The organism is Enteractinococcus helveticum (genome assembly GCF_020742345.1).
Classification (GTDB): Bacteria; Actinomycetota; Actinomycetes; order Actinomycetales; family Micrococcaceae; genus Yaniella; species Yaniella helvetica_A.
The window spans coordinates 21,014-38,694 of the sequence record NZ_DYXC01000072.1; the positions used below are offsets into that span (position 1 = coordinate 21,014).

General features: G+C 54.4%; 18 protein-coding genes. 15 read left to right on the forward strand and 3 right to left on the reverse strand.

What is annotated here, in order from left to right; translation table 11 throughout:
• The first annotated feature begins 167 nt into the window (after window positions 1-167).
• From K8V32_RS05995 to K8V32_RS06025, 7 genes are all read left to right on the forward strand, one after another.
• On the forward strand, window positions 168-1,742 hold the full coding sequence (locus tag K8V32_RS05995; protein WP_303904400.1) for an FMN-binding glutamate synthase family protein: 1,575 nt from the start codon (window positions 168-170) through the stop codon (window positions 1,740-1,742).
• A gap of 479 nt (window positions 1,743-2,221) precedes the next feature.
• Complete coding sequence (locus K8V32_RS06000; RefSeq protein ID WP_303904403.1) at window positions 2,222-2,878, forward strand: hypothetical protein; 657 nt, start codon at window positions 2,222-2,224, stop codon at window positions 2,876-2,878.
• Window positions 2,879-2,883: 5 nt separating this feature from the next.
• Entirely contained in the window at window positions 2,884-3,522 is a 639-nt protein-coding gene (locus tag K8V32_RS06005) for a hypothetical protein (protein WP_303904406.1), read from the forward strand.
• Between the two features lie 69 nt (window positions 3,523-3,591).
• Window positions 3,592-4,404, forward strand: a complete 813-nt coding sequence (locus tag K8V32_RS06010; RefSeq protein WP_369681046.1) for an alpha/beta fold hydrolase — start codon at window positions 3,592-3,594, stop codon at window positions 4,402-4,404.
• Between the two features lie 61 nt (window positions 4,405-4,465).
• A complete protein-coding gene (locus K8V32_RS06015; protein WP_303904409.1) occupies window positions 4,466-4,984 on the forward strand; it encodes a PACE efflux transporter in 519 nt (172 codons plus the stop codon).
• Between the two features lie 68 nt (window positions 4,985-5,052).
• Window positions 5,053-5,553 carry a thiol peroxidase gene (gene tpx, locus K8V32_RS06020; RefSeq protein ID WP_303904412.1) on the forward strand — a complete coding sequence of 167 codons (501 nt, stop codon included), beginning with the start codon at window positions 5,053-5,055 and terminating at the stop codon, window positions 5,551-5,553.
• Window positions 5,554-5,577: 24 nt separating this feature from the next.
• On the forward strand, window positions 5,578-7,137 hold the full coding sequence (locus K8V32_RS06025; RefSeq protein ID WP_303904415.1) for a S1C family serine protease: 1,560 nt from the start codon (window positions 5,578-5,580) through the stop codon (window positions 7,135-7,137).
• 17 nt (window positions 7,138-7,154) lie between these two features.
• On the opposite strand, the gene K8V32_RS06030 is transcribed toward K8V32_RS06025, so the two are convergent.
• Window positions 7,155-8,384: an MFS transporter gene (locus tag K8V32_RS06030; RefSeq protein ID WP_303904417.1), complete on the reverse strand. Its 1,230-nt coding sequence runs from the start codon at window positions 8,382-8,384 to the stop codon at window positions 7,155-7,157.
• 232 nt (window positions 8,385-8,616) lie between these two features.
• Between K8V32_RS06030 and typA the strand changes: the two genes are divergently transcribed.
• The 5 genes from typA (at window position 8,617) to K8V32_RS06055 (ending at window position 13,911) form a co-directional block, all read left to right on the forward strand.
• Complete coding sequence (gene typA / locus K8V32_RS06035; RefSeq protein ID WP_303904420.1) at window positions 8,617-10,530, forward strand: translational GTPase TypA; 1,914 nt, start codon at window positions 8,617-8,619, stop codon at window positions 10,528-10,530.
• Complete coding sequence (locus K8V32_RS06040; RefSeq protein WP_303904423.1) at window positions 10,481-10,993, forward strand: hypothetical protein; 513 nt, start codon at window positions 10,481-10,483, stop codon at window positions 10,991-10,993. The genes typA and K8V32_RS06040 overlap by 50 nt, the downstream gene beginning before the upstream one ends.
• A gap of 39 nt (window positions 10,994-11,032) precedes the next feature.
• Window positions 11,033-11,359, forward strand: coding sequence for a ferredoxin (gene fdxA, locus K8V32_RS06045; RefSeq protein WP_303904426.1), 327 nt, complete (start codon window positions 11,033-11,035; stop codon window positions 11,357-11,359).
• Window positions 11,359-12,492, forward strand: a complete 1,134-nt coding sequence (dapC, locus tag K8V32_RS06050; RefSeq protein ID WP_303904428.1) for a succinyldiaminopimelate transaminase — start codon at window positions 11,359-11,361, stop codon at window positions 12,490-12,492. The genes fdxA and dapC overlap by 1 nt, the downstream gene beginning before the upstream one ends.
• A 132-nt stretch (window positions 12,493-12,624) precedes the next feature.
• A complete protein-coding gene (locus K8V32_RS06055) occupies window positions 12,625-13,911 on the forward strand; it encodes a citrate synthase (protein WP_303904430.1) in 1,287 nt (428 codons plus the stop codon).
• 55 nt (window positions 13,912-13,966) lie between these two features.
• Here the strand turns inward: K8V32_RS06055 and K8V32_RS06060 are convergent, their stop codons facing one another.
• Window positions 13,967-14,860, reverse strand: coding sequence for a substrate-binding periplasmic protein (locus K8V32_RS06060; protein WP_524536701.1), 894 nt, complete (start codon window positions 14,858-14,860; stop codon window positions 13,967-13,969).
• 327 nt (window positions 14,861-15,187) lie between these two features.
• Here K8V32_RS06060 and K8V32_RS06065 point away from each other — a divergent pair, with 327 nt between their 5' ends.
• Both K8V32_RS06065 and K8V32_RS06070 read left to right on the forward strand, forming a co-directional pair.
• Window positions 15,188-15,520 (forward strand): DivIVA domain-containing protein, encoded by a 333-nt coding sequence (locus K8V32_RS06065; protein ID WP_303904431.1) that lies wholly within the window; start codon window positions 15,188-15,190, stop codon window positions 15,518-15,520.
• A gap of 59 nt (window positions 15,521-15,579) precedes the next feature.
• A complete protein-coding gene (locus K8V32_RS06070; protein WP_303904433.1) occupies window positions 15,580-15,753 on the forward strand; it encodes a DUF3117 domain-containing protein in 174 nt (57 codons plus the stop codon).
• A gap of 13 nt (window positions 15,754-15,766) precedes the next feature.
• Here the strand turns inward: K8V32_RS06070 and K8V32_RS06075 are convergent, their stop codons facing one another.
• A complete protein-coding gene (locus K8V32_RS06075) occupies window positions 15,767-16,423 on the reverse strand; it encodes an O-methyltransferase (protein ID WP_303904434.1) in 657 nt (218 codons plus the stop codon).
• A 195-nt stretch (window positions 16,424-16,618) separates the two neighbouring features.
• Here K8V32_RS06075 and K8V32_RS06080 point away from each other — a divergent pair, with 195 nt between their 5' ends.
• Window positions 16,619-17,650: an anti-sigma factor family protein gene (locus K8V32_RS06080; protein ID WP_303904436.1), complete on the forward strand. Its 1,032-nt coding sequence runs from the start codon at window positions 16,619-16,621 to the stop codon at window positions 17,648-17,650.
• The last annotated feature ends 31 nt before the right edge of the window (window positions 17,651-17,681 follow it).

The window sequence follows — 17,681 nt, forward strand, 5'->3', positions numbered from 1 at the left end:
TGGCAGCCCCCTATGAATCACCTACGGCCAGAAGTAGACTCGCCACATTATCAAATTGTTGCACTAGCGATTATGTACTAAGCGCTCCTACAACGCTCAGCTGGCGGTCATCCTTGGATCCTACATTCTGAAACCTCTTGACGGGTCCGAGGAAGAAGGTGATATCGATGATGAAGAAATGGTTCAGAGCCGACCCACCGAATACATCGCTTGGCAAGATTATGAAGGGCGCTGCAACGGCTGTTGGCCTAGGCGCCGTCGTCGCTTACGATCTACTGCAAAAACGTTCTGGCGTGTTGCGCAATTATCCAGTTATTGGGCACGGTCGCACACTGTTGTTAAAAATACGTCCCGAAATCCAGCAGTACTTCATTGAACGAGATTGGGACGGTCGGCCCTTTGACAAAACATCACGTCAACTGATTCATGCGCGCTCGCGCGACGACAAGAGCGAAGAATCTTTCGGCACGGTCCACGATGTGACTGCAGAAGGCAAAGAGTGGTTTGTTCATTCGATTACCCCTGTGAAACCGCTGTCCGTACCGCCGCGGATTCCGGTGGGAGGCGCAGATTGCACGAAGCCCTACGATATGGCCTTACTCAACGTGTCGTCGATGAGCTACGGCTCCTTATCCGCACATGCTATCCAGGCTCTCAACGCGGGGGCAGCGAAGGGTGAATTTGCGCACGACACAGGAGAGGGCGGCATTTCACCACACCACTTAGCCGGGGGAGGGGATTTAGTCTGGGAGATCGGAACCGCATATTTTGGTGCTCGCACCGCCGATGGTGATTTTGACCCACAGAAATTCGCTGACCTTTCTGCCATGGACGCCGTAAAAATGGTGTCGCTGAAACTGAGCCAGGGCGCTAAACCCGGTATTGGCGGGGTGCTTCCGCAGGCTAAGATTACCGAGGAAATCGCTGAGATCCGGGGTGTTCCACGGGACAAAAAATGCATTAGTCCGCCGTATCACACGGTCTTTTCGACCCCAGTGGAACTTATCGAATTCATCGCAACGATGCGCGAGCTGTCTGGCGGAAAACCTGCTGGATTTAAGTTATGCGTGACTTCACAACGCGATGTCTTAGCGATCTGTAAAGCCATTCATCAAGTCGGCACCGCACCAGATTTCATCATCGTCGACGGGTCGGAAGGTGGTACCGGTGCTGCTCCTGTGGAATTCGAGGATTACATTGGTATGCCGTTGACTCAGGGTCTCATGACGGTTCATAACGCCCTGGTAGGGACTGGGCTTCGAGACCAAATACGGGTTGGCGCCTCCGGAAAAGTTGCTGAAGGCAGTGACCTTGTGCGCAGGATGCTCCAGGGGGCAGACTACTTGAATTCGGCGCGTGCCATGATGATGGCTCTCGGCTGCATTCAGGCGATGAGGTGTGCGGAGAATACGTGTCCGGTGGGTGTTGCTACACAGAGTAAACGTCGTCAGCGAGCGCTTCACGTACCTACAAAAACAGAGTACGTCTACAATTATCAGCGCAATACAGTGCGACAAGCGTTGCGGGTGATGGCGGCTCTTGGCGTGCAACATCCGGACGACCTTCACCCAACGATGTTGCGGCGAAACTTGTCTGAAGGCCAAAGCGCATCTTACGCCGAACTTTATGAGTGGCTTGAACCAGGGCAACTCTATGGAGAGCCGCCAGAGCAATGGTTGCAAGCATGGCAACAAGCGAGCCCTGATCGCTTCGGGCCGGGCAGTGCCTTTATCTCAAAATAGCGTTTGATTACAGGAAATGGCATGTGTTGCTCGGCTTCGAGGCACCACAGCAGTGCGCAGGTTGCCTGACACGGCCGGACGCATGAGTAGGCGAGGATCAAGAAATGCTCCTGTTCGGCCCTGTTTCAGAGCCTGACGCCTGGCGGGCAATGGTCAATTACGTGAGTCATTGTGTTGAGTTTTGCCTTATTTCTCTACCTTAGAGTCTTTGGCAGGGCAACCGTCTGAATTTGTAACGCGAGGGTGACGACGATAGCCCAAACCCTATTGTGCGATCGTGGTTCGGTACAGAACTGGGGCACAACCCGTTCCAGTTCCGATTGCAGACAATATCTTCTAGGCTACTGGTATAGCGACGGTCATCGGTTGATACCGAAGAGTGACTAGGTCTAATGCCCAGTGCGCGAAAGCCAAGCTGCTTGGTCGGTGTACGCGCATCTGGCACACTAGAGTTACCATCGCAGCATCTGAAGGGATCCATGTCATATCCACCTCCGCCACCTGACTCATATCAGCCCGATAACCTCCCAATGCAAGCAAAACCACGACGTCGACCAGGCACCGGTATGCTCATCGTCGGCCTGGTCTTGATCGGTGTCAGCATCCTGGGCGGCATCATCGCTGTGGTGGCCTTCACCGTTTCATCGTTTAGCAAACTCGAAGACTTTGCATCCTCGACGCATTCGATTGACCAGCACGTCACCGTTGATGGCCTGGGAGACCACCAGTGGTTTATCTACCAAGACCCCAATGTCATGACCGGTGCCAGTTGCACGGTGCTTGATGAACAAGGCAACGATGTCACCACTCATTCGGCCGACCTGAACATGACGTTCAACGATTTGTCCTTCCAAGCTATCCAGACCTTTGAATCTTCCGCCGGTGGGGTCTATGACATCTCCTGTACCGACTACCCTGTGATACTCGGTGGGGCACTACCACTGGGCGGTATTTTCGGTGCAGGCATTAGTGGCCTTGTGGCAGGTCTTGTCTTCCTGGTGGGCGCCGTGTTGACCATTATCGGCCTGGTGCGCCGCTCGAAATCAAAGCGTCAGCAATACCCTCCATACGGAGGGTCCCCCTACCCCGGTTATGGGCCAGGACAACAACCGTATTATCCGGGGCCACCTGCGTGATCCACATGATGCAACGCCCATCCACTACACCATCACGTCGTCCCGTTGCCGGCTATATTCTGGCCAGCATCGTTGTTGGTGTGCTTGGTTTGGTAGCGGCGATTGCCATCACGATTTCCGGCATTATGAACACGTTCTCTGATGTCGGAGAATCCTATGCCGACGCTTTTGAAACCGGCGAACGCGTCGGACCACAGGCGAAGGCGGTCGAACTGGGTGACGCAAAATACACTATCCTGTCGCTGTACTATCGCACTGAAGAGCCTTCGGTGGCTGAACAAATGCAACAGTGTAATATCACCGATCCGGATGGAGACCCGGTGGCGTCGACTACCTCATCGCAACAGGTGACCGAAACGCAAGCAGCAGCTGCCGGCTATCATGTGCCGGGGCTGCATCACGTGATTTACACACATTTCGAAGCCCGAGAGGGCACCTATGTTGTGCAGTGTCAGCAGGAGGGCATCGTCAGTGATGGCGCCAGCTACAAGATGAGTAATACCGCCCTGCAGGGCGTACTCATCGGGCTTTCCAGCGTCGTCATCGCTGGTGGACTATTCGTTATGGGAGTGGTTAACAGTTCTCGTAATAAGAAATCCCAAGCCCAAGAATTCGCCCAGGCCGCCGATCACAACGTCACCTAACAGGTTTTATGTCGTCCGAGTGAAGACCCTGATAGGCAGGTGACAGGTGTCTTTACTAAGCTGAAGGGCATGATGAACTGTTCGGATCCAGCCGGTCGCATCCACACTGAAGTCCTGGAAGGTGGACCACGGCGCGTTGTTTTTATGCACGGGCTGATGGGCCGGGGCAAAAACTTCACAACCATTGCCAAAGGTCTTCAAAAAACCACGACCTCACTGCTCGTGGACCTACCCAATCACGGGGCCTCCTGCTGGACTGATGATTTCGACTACCTCGAAATCGCTGATCTGGTCGCCGAAGAACTCCATCGAGATTTTTGCAAAGACGAACCAGCCGTCGTCCTCGGACACTCGATGGGTGGCAAGGTCGCCATGCTGCTGGCGTTGCGTCATCCAGAGCTGATCGCCGGGCTGATTATCGAAGACATCTCTCCGGCACAGTCATCCACCAGTGAATTCGAACACCTACTGGGCACCCTGCAGAAACTTGACCTATCGCAGGTCACCTCACGCCGCGATGCACATGCCAAGCTGAAAACCGATATCAACAACACCGCTGTGCGCGGCTTCTTATTACAAAACTTGATCCGCGACGAGCACCACGGATTTACCTGGCAGCCCAATCTGCAGATGCTCTACGATAATCTCCCAACGATTGTTGATTTTCCACACGTGGACCAGCGCTATGATGATCATCCCGTGTTGTGGATCAAAGGTGCTAACTCGGATTACATCAACGCCGAGTCCACCGTGGCCATGCGAAAATTATTCCCAAGCACCCGAAAAATCCAAATCCGCAATGCTGGCCACTGGGTGCACTCAGAACAAACACAACCATTTCTTCAAACCATCGACTACTACATTGCAGGGCGCTATTCCTAACCCGATTGCGCCCCTGACGAGCACACGGTGTGGCAGGGGCGGGCTCTGATAACCTAACGATGTGACAGTCCGAGATGATATTGCCCAAAATATCCCCGCGGTCCCCGTTGGACCAGGCGGTCGCGATGCACTGATCGGTCGCCGGATTTTTCGGTCCCCACTGGCACGACGAATCACCTACGCGGTAGTTTTTGAGATTCTCGCGGTGGGCTTCACGACACTGATCCTGGCAATCCTAGGTAACGACTCCGGCGCGTCATTTTTAGTCGGGGTGGTCTCTTCGATGGTAGCCCTGGCGTGGAACATGCTGTTCAATTGGGGATTTGAAGCATTCGAACGTCGAATTGGGGTCACGCACCGACCCTGGTACATGCGTGTAACACACGCGGTGTTATTTGAGGGCGGTCTTGTGATCATGTTGGTACCAGCAATTGCTTGGCTGCTTAGCATCAGCCTGTTTGAAGCCTTCATCTTAGAGATCGGGCTGTTGATTTTCTTTTTGATCTACACTGCCATCTACGCTTGGACGTTTGACCGGGTCTTCGGACTGCCCGAACCGGCTGCACACTATCAGCGTTGATCACAAATTTTGCATTGAGCGGCGAACAGCCGTCGATAAAACCGCCTGCTGACGCATACAGTAGAGGCATGGCTAAAACGCATTTTAAAGGTAACCCCACAAACACCGTCGCCGATATTCCAGCTGTTGGGTCGAAAATCCCCGATTCCACACTGGTTGGCATGGATATGTCCGAAGTGAAACTCTCCGATTATGCCGGTCAGTGGCTGTTAATTAACAGTTTCCCGTCCCTGGACACAGGGGTATGTGCCGCCAGCGTGCGTGAATTCAACAAACGCGCAGCGAATCTGGAGAACACAGTGGTACTGAATGTTTCCAAAGACCTACCATTTGCGCAGGCGCGTTTCTGTGGTGCTGAAGGCATCGAACGTGCTCACACGGCTTCGGCATTCCGCTCAAACTTTGGTACCGACTTTGGTATTGAACTGGCAGATTCACCGATGGCAGGCCTGCTTGGCCGCTGCGTGGTCGTGGTGAATCCCGAAGGTGAAGTCACCTATACCGAACTCGTCGAAGAAATTACTCATGAACCAGACTACGATGCGGTCATGGAGCACCTGGGTGCATAGCCCATAAAAAGAAAACCAACCGGCGTGAACTACCAGAATCCTTCCGAACCTGCTTCGTCACCAGAACCAGACGAGCAACGACCTGACCATTACCGGCAGGCCTCAGAAGATAGCGCTGGAAGTCCGCCACCACCGCCCGGACCACCACCATACGGTCCGGGCGGTGGTGATCCACAACCTTATGGTCCCTACGGGCCCGGCACATTCAACCCTGAGCCTTATCGCACCGGACCTCCAGAACCGCCCTACGGTTCCCTCCACGACCCGCGATATGATCCCCGCTGGGTTCACTCCACCCACCACCCAACCGATGAAATTCGGTCCATTCCGTATTTCAGTGGTCAGTACAACGATCCTGGCCAATACCCCAAACAGCCACGGCGTCGTCGCGGCCCACTGAGTCTCATTCTCAATGGCATCGGGATCTTGGCATTTGGGTTTTTACTCATCGGATTTTTAGCCCTGGTATTTGACTGGGATAGCTCAGATATCGCCATCGATGACTTCTCCCTGGAAGAGTTTTTCGCACCTGATGATGCATCAGAACAAGCGGATCCAATTGTCCCAGACCCCGGTGCTGTGGATGGCAGCCTGGTCGATCAATTGGACCACGTGCACCAGGGCATCACTATCGACTGGGAAAACGGTGGCCAACATACCGGACCCGGCCTGGATCCTGGCCAAGAAGTTTCACAAGCGCCTGGCATCTTCATGGTCGACACCCAGGTATATCAATACCTTGGATTTGGTTCTGGCATGGTGCTTAGCTCCGATGGATTAGCCATCACCAATTACCACGTCGTTGAATCGTCAACCTCGGTGTCAATCACCATGGCCGACACGAATGAGCGCTACTCCGCAACCGTTCTTGGGCGCGATGCCAGCCGAGATATTGCTGTGCTGCAGATCGACACCGATGAATTCCTTGAAGTTGCCTCAATTAACCCGGGCGAAGTCAGCATCGGTGATACCGTGGCCGGGGTCGGCAACGCCGGAGGACAGGGCTATCTGACATCGGTGGTTGGAGAAATCCAGGGCACGAGCGAAACCATCCATATTGAACCGCAGGAACCTGGCTCACCGGCACAGTGGCTTGAAGACCTCATTATGATTACCTCAGATATTGTGCCAGGGTATTCCGGTGGGCCAACCGTCGACGCCAATGGACAAGTCATCGGGGTGTCGACCGCAGCAAGCCAAAACACCACAAACTCCGAGGACGCCTACGGGTATGCGGTACCTATCGTCAACGCTTTAGAAGTTGTGGAGCAGGTTTTAGCTGGGGATGATTCTGGCGACGTCGTCATTGGCACTGGGGGAGCGCTGGGGATCGTGGTGTCATCTGAACCCGATACTGGCGCGCGGGTTATGGAGGTCATGAACGGTTCCGCCGGTCATCACATTGGACTGCAGCCAGATGATGTGATTTTAGAAATTGATGGTAACGAGGTGCTCAACTCCTCTTACATTTCCCGGTATGTGCGAGATAAGGATCCCGGTGAGGAAGTGGAAGTCGTCTGGCGTACCGTGGACGGGGAGATACGCAGTGCCACCGCGGTTCTTGAAGAAGCTTCAATCAACTAATTTCTAGTGTTGTGCGCTTAGAGCTGGTCATCGACGTTGACATCACGGGCTGCGAGCGCACCGGCCACGGCCATGAGTATGGCCAACACGAACAGAAATACCAACGTCGTCGTCCAGGAGTTGTTGGCCGTATACAGCACTCCTACCAGCATGGGACCGACACCGGCCAGAACATAGCCGACCGGTTGGACAAAGCCTGACAGTCTGGCGGTGATTTCGTGATCTACACTGCGCGCCGGAATCAGCGAAATGGCGGTGGCAAATGCCATGCCGCCCACACCAAGCAGAAAAGCCCAGACCCAGCGGCCTTCTGCCGGCCAGAAGAATAAGCCGAGATAGCCCACTGCGCTGAATCCACCAAAGGCGACCGGCCAGAACCACAATCGTTTGGAACGATCTACTACGGTGGGCATAATGATGCTGCCGACCAGGCCAATGATCGCCGCGGTGGCCAACAACAGCCCAGCTTCGTTGGCGCTGACACCGGCGTCACGATAGATCTGCGGTAGCCAACCAAACTGGACATATATTTGCGTGGACTGTAACGAAAAGAACGCCATCATTGCCCATGCTGCTGGTGAACGGAACATGCGCTTGGTTTGGCTGGAGTGAGCTGGGGCGCGGGGATAATCGTAGCCGAGGCGTCTGGTTACAATAAACCACAAGACTGCCGGGATGATAGCGATCACACCCCACAGGGTCAGTGCTGTACGCCACCCGATATCGGGGCTGACCCATGCTGAGAATGCTTGTGCGACGGGCGCGGTGAAGGCTGCGCCAATGGCGCCTGCGGCGACCACACATACCGAGTAAACGGTCATGAGTTTCACGGTGTGCTGGCGACCGTGAATTTTGATCCAGGCGGGCATGAGCACATTGGCAATTGCGATACCGGTGAGGCCAATGATTGTCAAGATCAAAAAGAGCCACGAATTATCCACCCAGGCGCGCAGGCCAATGCCGAAGACTATCGCCAGCGCAGATAATAATAGGGTCGCCGAGATGCCAAAGCGTTTGCCGATTCGCACTGCAAACAGCCCCAGGACCCCGAAGATCAATCCCGGAAGTGACGTCAAGAAGCCCAGGGTGCCGCCACCAAATTGCATGCCGTCACCGATCTCGGCCAATAATGGACCGATCGAGCTTGCCGCGGCCCGTAGGTTCAACGCCAACGCGAGTACGGAAATGAACATGAACCCATAGGTCAGCGTCTTGGGCGTGCTAGCAACAGCGGTGTGATGAGACATAGAACCAGTTCTACCCGCAATATTGGTTTTCGTCACGTTTTGGCTGCGGCACGTTGTGCTCGTCTGCGTAGTTGAGAAGTGCCATAGTGTGCCCAATCGACTGTTGGCAGAATGGATCGGTCAGCAACACCCAAGGTGTGCTTTACACTAGTAACGTGGCCAATGCGTAGACACCTACCGTATCTTCGGCCACAGCACATCTTACATTTCTACCTTCAAACGGGGTATACCCATGACCAATCAGACCGCCACACGTGATGACCTTCGAAATGTTGCTATTGTCGCCCACGTCGACCACGGGAAAACCACCCTGGTCAACGCTATGTTGACCGCGACCGGGGCATTCGGCGAACACAAACACGTCGAAGATCGTGTGATGGACTCTGGGGAACTGGAAAAAGAAAAGGGCATTACCATCCTGGCTAAAAACACCACGGTGTTCTACTCGGGCCCGGCCTCCAACGGCCAACAGGTCACCATTAATGTGATCGATACGCCAGGACACGCTGACTTCGGTGGGGAAGTCGAACGTGGCCTGTCTATGGTTGATGGTGTTGTCTTATTGGTGGACTCCTCAGAAGGCCCGCTGCCACAAACGCGCTTCGTTCTGCGGAAGGCACTAGAAGCTGCAAAACCAGTGATCCTGTTAGTCAATAAAGTAGACCGCTCTGATGCCCGCATCGACGGGGTTGTCTCAGACTCGATGGACCTGCTACTGGGACTGGCTGAAGACGTCGCCAAAGATGTCCCCGACTTGGATTTAGATGCCGTGCTTGATGTTCCAGTGGTCTATGCCTCGGGTAAGGCTGGCCGGGCGTCGACCGTCCAACCCGCCGATGGACAGTTGCCAGACAACGAGGATCTGGAACCTCTGTTTGCAACGATCATGGAACACATCCCGGCGCCAACCTATGACGAAAACGAAGTCCTGCAGGCCCATGTTACGAATCTGGACTACTCCTCGTTCTTGGGCCGTTTGGCGCTGCTGCGTATCCACAACGGCACGCTGAATAAGAACCAGACTGTGGCATGGTCTTCAAAGAGTGGCATCAAGAACGTCAAGATCACCGAATTATTGCAGACCAAAGGTCTGGAGCGCGTGCCAGCAGAGTCGGCTCGTCCAGGTGAGATCGTCGCGGTGGCCGGTATTGAAGACATCATGATCGGTGACACGTTGACTGATCCGAACGACCCGAAACCACTGCCCCAGATTACGATTGAAGAGCCGTCGATTTCGATGACCCTGGGCGTCAATACCTCGCCGCTTGCTGGCAAAGTCAAAGGGGCGAAAGTCACGGCACGTCAAATTCGAGATCGTCTTGACCGTGAGCTCATCGGCAACGTCTCGCTTCGCGTGCTGCCCACAGATCGTCCGGACACCTGGGAGGTTCAGGGCCGCGGTGAACTTGCACTAGCCATTCTGGTTGAGCAGATGCGCCGTGAGGGTTTTGAAATGACAGTCGGTAAACCCCAGGTGGTGACCAAAGAGGTCGACGGCGTTCTGCATGAGCCGATGGAACTGATGACCATCGATATTCCCGAAGAGCACATGGGAGCTATCACACAGCTGATGGCCTCGCGCAAGGGTGTCATGGAGACTATGGTCAATAACGGTACCGGTTGGGTTCGCATGGAATTCAAGGTCCCCGCCCGCGGTCTGATTGGGTTCCGTACCCGCTTTTTGACCGAAACACGTGGCGCTGGCATTGCGTCATCATATTCTGCCGGTTACGAACCTTGGGCCGGGCATATTGTGTACCGGGCTACCGGTTCGATTGTGTCTGACCGCTCCGGAACGGCGACCCCGTATTCGATGATCAACCTGCAAGAGCGTGCCTCCTTCTTCATCCAGCCCGGCGCCGACGTCTATGAAGGCATGGTCTTGGGCGAAAACTCGCGCAACGAGGACATGGATGTCAACATCGTGCGTGAGAAGAAACAGACCAACGTTCGTGCCGCGTCCTCGGATAACTTCGAAGGTCTCACCCCGCCACGAATCTTGACACTAGAAGAATCCCTGGAATGGGTTCGAGATGACGAATGTGTCGAAGTGACACCGGAAGCTATCCGGATGCGTAAGGTTGTGCTTGATGCTAATGACAGAGTCAAACTTGCCCGCGCCCGAGCACGCGCCGAATCACAGTAACCGCGCCACAACGATCGGCTGGGGCCTGGCAGGTATCCTGTTGGGGATGCTCACCGGGGCTATCGGCACCGTGGTGCACCTGAACTCCTACTGGACTGGCAGTTTCGGTCTGCCCTGGGGCGTCGTGCTGGCCCTGGTCATTGTCTGGCTGGCCCAGCGGTGGATCAGCCTGCGCAGTGCCAGCATTGTCGCTACCGGTCTAACCGGTATTGCTCAGTATGTCACGCTGGCCGTGATGGTTGCCCTGAATCAGGGCAACCACTTCAGCGTGCCGCTCAACGACCAGACCTGGGAATTTGTGCCCCACCTGGTGCTTGCCACATTGGCCTGGAATATCGGTATTGTCGCGGTGACGCTACTGAGCCTGATTCAACTGACCCGGACAATTCGGCGAACCAAAGCCGAGCTTGCGGCCAACCAAACATATCTGACACCCGCTGTCGGTCCACAGGATAAGCAGTAGACTGTACGATACGAAACGCTGTGAAGGAGCAACACGAAGATGACCTACGTAATCGCCTTACCGTGTGTTGACCTAAAGGATAAATCCTGTGTCGATGAATGCCCGGTTGACTGTATCTATGAAGGCGAACGCATGCTATACATCCACCCGGATGAGTGCGTGGACTGCGGTGCCTGTGAACCCGTCTGTCCGGTCGAGGCTATCTACTATGAAGACGATACCCCCGAAGAATGGGCTGACTACTACGACGCGAATGTGGAATTCTTTGACGACCTCGGCTCCCCGGGAGGCGCCGCCAAGCTCGGGTTGATCCCCAAAGATCACCCCATCGTAGCTGCCCTGCCGCCACAAGAGCAGGACGTTTAATGCTCGACCTGCCTGAATACCCTTGGCAGTTGATGGCCCCATATAAGGCCACCGCGCAAACCCACCCCGCCGGCCTCGTTGATCTATCCATCGGCGCACCAGTTGACCCGACACCAGATGTGATCCAACAAGCATTGCGCGCTGGCACCAACTGGCCCGGATACCCTGGTGCTGCTGGCACGAATGAACTCCGCGATGCCATTGCCCAGTGGTACCACCGACGTCGTAGCGTCAAAAATCTGACTCGAGACAACGTAGCCGCCACCGTGGGTTCCAAAGAATTTATCGCCTGGCTGCCACTACTGCTGGGACTGGGCCCCGACGACGTTATTGTGTATCCAACGGTTGCGTACCCGACCTATGACATCGGTGCCAAAATCGTGGGGGCCACATCAGTCACCGCTGACTCCTTAGCCGGACTTGATGAGGAGACTCGAGACAAGATCAAATTGGTTTGGGTAAACTCACCGGCAAACCCAACCGGCATTGTCCAGGAAGCAAGCGCACTGCGGGCCCTTGTCAACGATGCACGTGGCCTGGGCGCTGTTGTCGCCTCAGATGAATGCTACGCTGAACTTGGGTGGGGCCGCTGGGACACCGAACTAATCCCATCGATATTGCACTCCCAGGTTGCAGGCGAGGATTTCACCGGGCTGCTCTCGGTGTACTCGCTGTCGAAACAGTCGAATATGGCTGGCTACCGGGCGGCTTTCGTGGCTGGCGATACGAAACTTATTGCAGCACTGATCAACTTGCGCTCCCACACTGGCATGGTGGTTCCCGGACCTATTCAGCAAGCCACCATCGCTGCCCTGGCGGATGAAGACCACGTGGCAGAACAAAAGGCGCGGTATAGGAACCGCCGCGAAAAACTGGTGACCGCTATCGAAGCCGCAGGATTAGTTATCGAGCATTCGCAAGCAGGTCTGTATCTGTGGGTGCGCGACCCAACGGTCACCAATCCCACTGCTCACGATTCCTGGGAGCTGGTCGACCGCTTTGCCAAGGCAGGCATGCTGGTGGGCCCCGGAGTGTTTTACTCATCGGCAGGAAACGGGTATATCCGCATTTCCATTACCGCGACTGATCAGGACGTCGACCAAGCAGTTTCCCGGCTCAAAGCGGGGTTATGATTACAACGTTTGGCCATAAAGTTCCAAGCGTTCCTAAAATTGGTAAATTTGTACGGCAGAGCCATAACGAATAGCGCCACTGAGCTGTGGCCATAGTGCAAGTGTCACTTTGCACGGACAAGAGGGAAAACCATGACAGATAAACACGACGGCAAGCTTACGGTAGGCGATGCCAGCGTAGACCTGGCACGTATTGGAGCAACCGCAGGAAACGACGGATTGAGCATCGCGACTGTGTTACGTGATACCGACACCGTCACCTACGACCCCGGTTTCATGAACACCGCCAATGCTCGCTCAGCCATCACATACATTGATGGTGAAAACGGTATTCTGCGCTACCGTGGCTACCCAATCGACGAGTTGGCCGAAAAGTCTTCCTTCCTAGAAGTCGCCTACTTGTTGATTTATGGTGAACTGCCAACCAACGATGAACTTGCGGCCTGGGACCAGAACATCCGTTCGCACACGATGTTGCATGAAGACATTAAAGCCTTCTTTGACGGATTCCCTCGGAACGCCCACCCCATGGCAGTCTTGTCTTCAGCGGTCTCTGCACTGTCGACCTTCTATGAAGATTCTCTGGATCCGTTTGATGAGGAACAGGTCCACATCTCGACTATCCGCTTGATGTCTAAGGTCCCGGTCTTAGCAGCATACGCGTACAAGAAATCCATCGGTCAGCCCTTCCTGTATCCGGATAACTCGCTGAATCTGACCGAGAACTTTTTGCGCCTGACTTTCGGGGTTCCTACGGAACCATTTGAGCTAGACCAAGACATGGTCGATGCGCTGGATATGCTGCTCATTCTGCACGCCGACCACGAACAGAACTGTTCGACCTCCACGGTACGCCTCGTCGGCTCGTCGCACGCCAACATCTTTGGTTCGATCTCAGCGGGTATTAATGCACTATTTGGTCCACTGCACGGTGGCGCCAACGAAGCGGTACTGAATATGCTCGACCAGATCCAGGATGAGGGCGTCAGCCCAGAAGAATTCATGGACAAGGTCAAGAACAAAGAATCAGGGATCCGTCTGATGGGCTTTGGCCATCGCGTCTACAAGAACTATGACCCACGTGCGCGCATCGTGAAATCAACCGCCGAGAAGATCCTGAACAAACTTGGTAGCAACGACCCACGCCTGGAAATCGCCATGCGTCTAGAAGAACGCGCACTGAACGATGATTACTTCATCGAGCGTAAACTCTACCCTAACGTCGACTTCTACACTGGATTGATTTACTCTGCGATGGGCTTCCCGCCACGCATGTTTACCCCGCTGTTTGCATTGGGCCGTCTGCCTGGCTGGATCGCTCAGTGGCGTGAAATGATCGCCGACCAAGAAACCAAGATTGGCCGACCACGCCAAGTTTATGTTGGTGAAGATCTGCGTCACTACCCAAACGCAAAATAATCGGTGTCTAGCTGATTGATGCCCCACTTCGGTGGGGCATCAATCGTTAACGAGGCTATGGCAAACAGTGCTGGGTCGTGATGTCACTGGCTGTCGAGACAGCAGGCTGCAAACCGGTGGCTTCTTCCCAATCAGAAAATGCTTCATCAAGGGTTCCCTGTTGCAGGACCGTACGCAAAGCCTCAGCAAGGGCATCACACCGCGATGGATCCGTACCGATCCAGTATTGGTAAGATTCCAGCAGTTCTTCTGCAACGTTGGCTGCTTCATTGTCAGCGACATCTGACCACGACAGCAATTCGTAATTGGATCCTAGATTCGGGTCCATCAGCACACCAGCAAGTTGCAGATCATCAGCGGCAATTGCCTCGTAACGACCGGAACGCATCCCGACTTCGCACTCGGTGACGGTTTGTTGGATCGTAACGTCATCAACCGGTAGCTCAACCGAATCAGCGACCGAATTTTCCACGACACAAACGTGTGCTTCCGCCAATTCCTCGGCCGAAGTGATCGTGTCTAACAACCCGATGGTCGGTGGAACATCAGTGGTCTCGTCCGGTGCTTGTCGGATCAATAAGGCGGGTTTGACGGTTGCATAGGGACCGACCCAGGCCAGTTCATCAGTCAGCTGTGTATCAGATAATTGACCGAGCATGAATTCCGTATCACCAGCTTGAACGGCTGCTATTGCCTCGTTGGTGGCAGTGATCGGCACCCATCGAAGCTGGCCTTCTGGACTGGGAGAATCTAATTCAGCTGCGATTGATTGGGCAAGGGTGATCTCCGCGCCAGACGTCTCAGCAGGATCACTGCCGGAGGCCAACCCGGGAGAGGACAATGCCACTCCAATGCTGACAACTTCTTCTGGAGCCTCAGTCTCGTCTACTACAGGCTCTTCAGTAGTATCACAACCACTGAGGGCTACGGTCAGAGCGACCATCGCCAAGCTTATTGACGATACCTTCAAACAACGCACCAGTTTTTTAGTCACGTACAGACACTAACCCAATAATTGCACCAACCCCAATGGCCGGGACCAAAAACATGTCGGTTCATAAGACCCCGGGTCGACTATTCTTGGGGCTTGATCGCTTGTGACGAACCAGGCATGTGCTTGATGGCGCGCTTGGCCATACAAAATAAGTGATATTGGTAGTCAAACCGCCCCAAAGCTGACCTGTGCCCAAAGCCGCCGTGCGTGCTTATGTCTGCATTCACCTGGAATTGTGGCGTCCGACAAGCAAGGTTAGAAACTTCATGAGATAATAGCCCTATGGGCGATGCGATATTAATGATTGAAATTCTGGTGTTAGGTGTCCTAATCATCGGATTTTTAGCACTCATGGTCACCCGTGGACAACAGCATGTGGTCAAACCCCTGGCTGAGCCACTGCCAACATTACCCCCGGTACTCTTACCGGAGGCGCAGGATGTTACCGCCCAAGATATTCAAGACATTCGTTTTGCAGTTGGACTGCGAGGATACCGAACCGACCAGGTCGACCAGGTACTAGCTCGACTTTCCACAGCGATCGAAATACGTGATCAACAGATCGCTGATCTACGCCAAGTCGCGCAAAATCCTCAACCCTATTCCAACGAATAATCCTCGAAAAATGTCGACCGTTCGCGTCGCGGCATAGACGCGTATAGAAAGGAACAGTAATGGCTGCAATGAAGCCTCGTACCGGCGACGGCCCAATGGAAGTTGTCCGTGAACAACGCAAACTCGTCATGCGTATTCCCACCGACGGTGGTGGACGTCTTGTAGTGGAACTCAACGATGAAGAAGCAAAGGAACTTAAAAACGCTCTATCTGGTGTTATCAACGTCAGCTAATAACTGTTCGCCCCTAGACCCGGGTGGCCAATAATAACCCTGTTCCGGTAGGCAGCAGTGTGGATGTACGCCAAACAGACGTGTCGTCACGAAGCGTGTTGCCAACCTCGCGAAGCATCACCGTGGACGCCTCTCGTACTGCTGGACGTGGTACCCGATCATGATCTAAAGCATCATGAATGATTACCATGCCACCGGAGCGCAGCACACGTGCTGCCTCGGTGACATGGTATTCCAGCAGCAGTGGATCTGCATCGATGAACACCAGGTCGTAGGCGGATGCAGACAGCTTGGGCAAGACTGTTCGACCGCGGCCGGCAATCAGCCGGGTCGTGGAGCTGGGATAACCATCAGCCACGAAAGCCTCACGTGCTGCACGTTGCGCCTCAGCGTCCGGATCTAATGAAGTCAACACAGCCCCGGCAGGTGCCCCTCGCATTAAAGCCAATCCCGAGACGCCGGCTCCGGTGCCTAACTCCACCATGGTTTGTGGTCTGGAAGCCGCGGCTAGGAACGTCAGAGTCGATGCGGTACCTTCAGATACCGGTGTGATTCCAAGTTCTGCTGAACGATCACGAGCCATCAACAACACATCATCTTCAATTGGACGTGCCTCGGCAAAAGCCCAGCTAGCGTATTTGCCGGTCTGTTGTGGGCTCAGCGCCTTCATAACTTGTCTACTCCCGTTGATCGTTGACGTCTGCGCGACATATGCTCACTACATTGTAAAGCCAGCCAGACACCGAATCGTATTCATGCCAAACAACCATTGACGTTTCAGAATATTCTCAGAATCTTTTGCCACAATGAGTGGAGTTTGGAATTATAGCTAGACGACGACTTAATCATGGAAGCGAGGACGTTGATGAGCAGAAGTCCATCGAACTTCGCTTTTCACCCCCGTTCCAAGTTCGACGCGTTCCTGGAAGGACAATTATCCTCGGCCGCAGACGAACGAGTCCGAGCACATCTTGCTGGATGCGACCAATGCGCTCAGGAAGTCGAACAACGTTGGTCTGCGCTGTCGGTTACGCAACAGTTAGAACGCTTATCCCAGGATGATACCTCCATACCCATCGTGCAGCAGCCTGCGGCTGTCATGGAGTCTAGCGGTGTAGCAGGCTGGAAATTTTTAGCGAGCGCCGGTGTCGTCGGATTGGTCATCGTAGGCGTCTTTGTTAGCCTGTGGATGCTTGGTGGAGATGAACGGGCGTATGAATCGGCTGATTCCACCTCACCTGCCCTGATTCCCGAAGAAATCGAAATCGTTCAGGCAGACCCACAAGACCTGATTCGGCCCACCCCCAGTGACGATTCGACTAAAGTGCCCACAGATTTCGGCACGTCACGTGCCCAACTGTCGTATAGCAGTGCGCCACTGGGTATCGACGGGACGCCGGTACGGCTGACCTCAGTGAGTGATCTCCGTGCAGCGGGTTGGACGATCCCACAATTCCGCGCTCTTGGCATGACCTTTGAATCAGCTGTCTTCGATGAAGAAGACGGACAAGTCTATGTAGTCTCGATCTTCAACGGCACGACTGTCGATAGCGAAGATCAAACCGTTGTGCGCGAATGCCGTGTCGAAAACGAAGATGGCTCCGTGACAGCCTGTAGCCGCTTGGACTTTACAAAATCAGCAGCCGACAAGGTTTCGCTTCCGGTTGCAGAAAACGTCTGGGTCTACACATATCCGGATGGTTCGTGGACAGCGTACATGTCGACCAATAAGTCCCAATATCGGGTCGATTCGACCTCTGAGGCAGATTATGCCGGCGGAATCATGTCGACCTTATATCTAGAAGAGAAATCTCGTCTTAGCTCCAGCACTGATCACGTTGAAGAAGGTGTCAGCCAGCGCTTCGAGCGCGGAGTAGAGCGGTTATTGGGCCGTTAGACGGCTTCCAGCAACCGCCGCCCAGCCCCGT

What these genes read in the sequence shown, in the direction of transcription:
- K8V32_RS05995 (WP_303904400.1), top strand. Translation starts at nt 168, where the DNA reads ATGATGAAGAAATGGTTCAGAGCCGACCCACCGAATACATCGCTTGGC.
- K8V32_RS06000 (WP_303904403.1), top strand. Translation starts at nt 2,222, where the DNA reads ATGTCATATCCACCTCCGCCACCTGACTCATATCAGCCCGATAACCTC.
- K8V32_RS06005 (WP_303904406.1), top strand. Translation starts at nt 2,884, where the DNA reads ATGATGCAACGCCCATCCACTACACCATCACGTCGTCCCGTTGCCGGC.
- K8V32_RS06010 (WP_369681046.1), top strand. Translation starts at nt 3,592, where the DNA reads ATGATGAACTGTTCGGATCCAGCCGGTCGCATCCACACTGAAGTCCTG.
- tpx (WP_303904412.1), top strand. Translation starts at nt 5,053, where the DNA reads ATGGCTAAAACGCATTTTAAAGGTAACCCCACAAACACCGTCGCCGAT.
- K8V32_RS06030 (WP_303904417.1), bottom strand. Translation starts at nt 8,384, where the DNA reads ATGTCTCATCACACCGCTGTTGCTAGCACGCCCAAGACGCTGACCTAT.
- typA (WP_303904420.1), top strand. Translation starts at nt 8,617, where the DNA reads ATGACCAATCAGACCGCCACACGTGATGACCTTCGAAATGTTGCTATT.
- K8V32_RS06040 (WP_303904423.1), top strand. Translation starts at nt 10,481, where the DNA reads ATGACAGAGTCAAACTTGCCCGCGCCCGAGCACGCGCCGAATCACAGT.
- fdxA (WP_303904426.1), top strand. Translation starts at nt 11,033, where the DNA reads ATGACCTACGTAATCGCCTTACCGTGTGTTGACCTAAAGGATAAATCC.
- dapC (WP_303904428.1), top strand. Translation starts at nt 11,359, where the DNA reads ATGCTCGACCTGCCTGAATACCCTTGGCAGTTGATGGCCCCATATAAG.
- K8V32_RS06055 (WP_303904430.1), top strand. Translation starts at nt 12,625, where the DNA reads ATGACAGATAAACACGACGGCAAGCTTACGGTAGGCGATGCCAGCGTA.
- K8V32_RS06065 (WP_303904431.1), top strand. Translation starts at nt 15,188, where the DNA reads ATGGGCGATGCGATATTAATGATTGAAATTCTGGTGTTAGGTGTCCTA.
- K8V32_RS06070 (WP_303904433.1), top strand. Translation starts at nt 15,580, where the DNA reads ATGGCTGCAATGAAGCCTCGTACCGGCGACGGCCCAATGGAAGTTGTC.
- K8V32_RS06075 (WP_303904434.1), bottom strand. Translation starts at nt 16,423, where the DNA reads ATGAAGGCGCTGAGCCCACAACAGACCGGCAAATACGCTAGCTGGGCT.
- K8V32_RS06080 (WP_303904436.1), top strand. Translation starts at nt 16,619, where the DNA reads ATGAGCAGAAGTCCATCGAACTTCGCTTTTCACCCCCGTTCCAAGTTC.